The following is a 2,226-nucleotide window of genomic DNA, read 5'->3' as shown; positions in this document are numbered from 1 at the left end:
CGCCGCAAACCAGCCATGATCGCGGTCTTCACCGGCTTCTGCCCGCCCGACGCTCTGATGCGCCGCCCCGGAGCCTTTCAGGTTCCGCCAATCGGCCGCGCATGGGTTACACGATACTTTCGTGCCGACCCTATCGCTGCGGGCTTAACGTCCCCTTACCCCGTTCTGTCGGATTATTGTCCGACGATCTGCGGCAGGGCTGCCAAATCTGCCGGCGTCAACTCGGTGGGAGGCAGTTCCGCCAGCGCCGCCATGCGCACGGTCAGTTCCTGGGCGCGCTTGGCCTCCATCTGCGCCATGATCGGGGCCATCTTGCGCGGGCTCATGGTCTTGGCCACGTGCAGCAGCACTTCCATGTCGAGATTGTTGAAGATATTGGCCGCGTCCTTGGGGCGCATGGTCTCATACATGGCCACGATACCGGCAAAATTGCCGCTTTCCATCTGCTGGCGCTGATCGACCAGCGCGGAAATCTGGCTTTCCAGCGCCTCCAGCGTCGCGGCGCGCTCCTCGATGCGCTTTTCGGCGGCATCGACGATGGAGCTGCGCAGCGCCAGCTCTTCTTCATATTTCTGCAATTCGGCCCGCCGCGCGGCCAGCCGCGCCAATACCTGCTGCTCGGCAGCAGAGGCGCCATCCGGCCCGATTAGCGGCACGGCGCGACCATCGGCAGTGATCTGCATGGGCACTGCGTCGCCCGAAGGCAGGCAATCAGTGGTCATGGTGGTAGCAAAATTGGCCTGCGGCGCGGGCGCGACCGCCTCTGCCCCATGATCCTCTCCCTCGGCGCCAGCAGCGTGCAGCACGAGCGCTTCCCCGCTTTCGGTGAGGGTCGCATCCGCATCGACGCAATAAACGCCCTGGATAGAAGCCGCTGCCACGCCTTCCGGCGCCGGTTCAGCCACGGCCTGCGGCAGCGTCGGCGTCTCGTCGGCAAGCGTGGGGGTCGTGTCGGTCAGGGTCGGTTCGGCGGCCATTGCCCCATCGCCCCCCGCAGCCTCGCTTTCGGCGGCCCGCGCCAGGCTCGTGCCGGCCAGGACATAGCCACCATTGGTCACCAGGCCCAGGGTCTTGAGCACCAGCAGGGCGGCGATAGCAACGACCACGACCGGCAACAGGCGGATTCTTGTCACGCGGCGGCTCCCCGGCGGCGGACATGCGCCTGCAACTGCTCCAGCGCGGTCTGCGCCTTCTTTGGCGGCTCCACCGGCTCGATGGCCTGGCTATGGCGCGCCACGCTGGTGATCTTGACGATCCGCTCCATCAGCACGGTGCCGGCATTGACGTGATTGGCCAGCTCGATGCCGAAGCGCTCGGCTTCCTCCAATCGCGAATTGAGCGCCAGGTCGGCCTCGACGGCGGTCTGCTTGAGCTCCTTGATCGCCTGGTTGGCCAGGTTGGTCGCACCCACCAGATCCGCCACCATCTGGCGCATGGCGTCCTTGTCGGCATGAAGGCTCTTGAGCCGCCCGTTGAGAACGACGCAATAACCGATTGTCAGCGCCAGCAGGATGGCGACGGCGCTTTCCACGAAAAGGCCAAGGGGCAAGCCGAACATCATCGTCCTTCCAGTTTCTCGTCGATGGCCTCGAAGGCCGCCATGGTGACTTTGGGCGGGCTGAGCGGGCGCGTCACCCGCACCGACACATTGTTGCCGATATGGCCCATGATGGCCTCGGTCAGTTCCACATCGCCGCAGCGCAGCCGGATCGGGTCGCTGGGCGCGCGCTCGAACATCACCAGATCGCCCGGCTTGATATTGAGCATGCGCGAGAGCGGCAGTTCCTGTTCGTGCAGCACCGCCTCGATCTCGACGTCGGCGGCATAGATTTCGGTGGCCAGATGGCCTTCCCAGATGGGGTCGCGGCCGAATTTCTCGCCCATGAACATCTGCAAAAGCTGCTCACGGATCGGCTCGATGGTGGCATAGGGCAGCAGGATTTCGATCTTGCCGCCGCGATCGTCCATCTCGATGCGCAATTCGATCAGGATTGCGGCATTGCCGGGGCGCGAAATAGCGGCGAAGCGCGGATTGGTCTCCATGCGCTCGAGCTTGAAATTGACCTGGGTCACCGGCTCGAAGGCGCGGTGAGTGTCTTCCAGGATGACCTCGATCATCCGCCGCGCCAACGCCATCTCGATGGTGGTATAGGGCCGCCCCTCGACGCGGATATTGCCCCCGATGCGGCGGCCACCCAGCAGCACGTCGATCATCGAATAGATGAG

Annotated in this window: 3 protein-coding genes; all 3 read right to left on the bottom strand. The window is 64.6% G+C overall.

Annotated features, from left to right (window positions below):
• Window positions 1–173: 173 nt before the first annotated feature.
• A complete protein-coding gene (locus VDP82_RS17265) occupies window positions 174–1,133 on the bottom strand; it encodes a hypothetical protein (RefSeq protein ID WP_323016057.1) in 960 nt (319 codons plus the stop codon).
• Complete coding sequence (locus VDP82_RS17260) at window positions 1,130–1,558, bottom strand: DUF6468 domain-containing protein (protein WP_323016056.1); 429 nt, start codon at window positions 1,556–1,558, stop codon at window positions 1,130–1,132. Before VDP82_RS17260 ends, VDP82_RS17265 begins: the two co-directional genes overlap by 4 nt.
• The coding region (locus tag VDP82_RS17255; protein ID WP_323016055.1) for a FliM/FliN family flagellar motor switch protein at window positions 1,558–2,226 on the bottom strand (669 nt) is incomplete at its 5' end. The genes VDP82_RS17255 and VDP82_RS17260, both read right to left, overlap by 1 nt.

The organism is Devosia sp. (assembly GCF_034675085.1).
Taxonomy (GTDB): Bacteria; Pseudomonadota; Alphaproteobacteria; order Rhizobiales; family Devosiaceae; genus Devosia.
The sequence above is the reverse complement of the archived record's forward strand: the minus strand, read 5'-3'. Positions and strand labels throughout refer to the sequence as shown.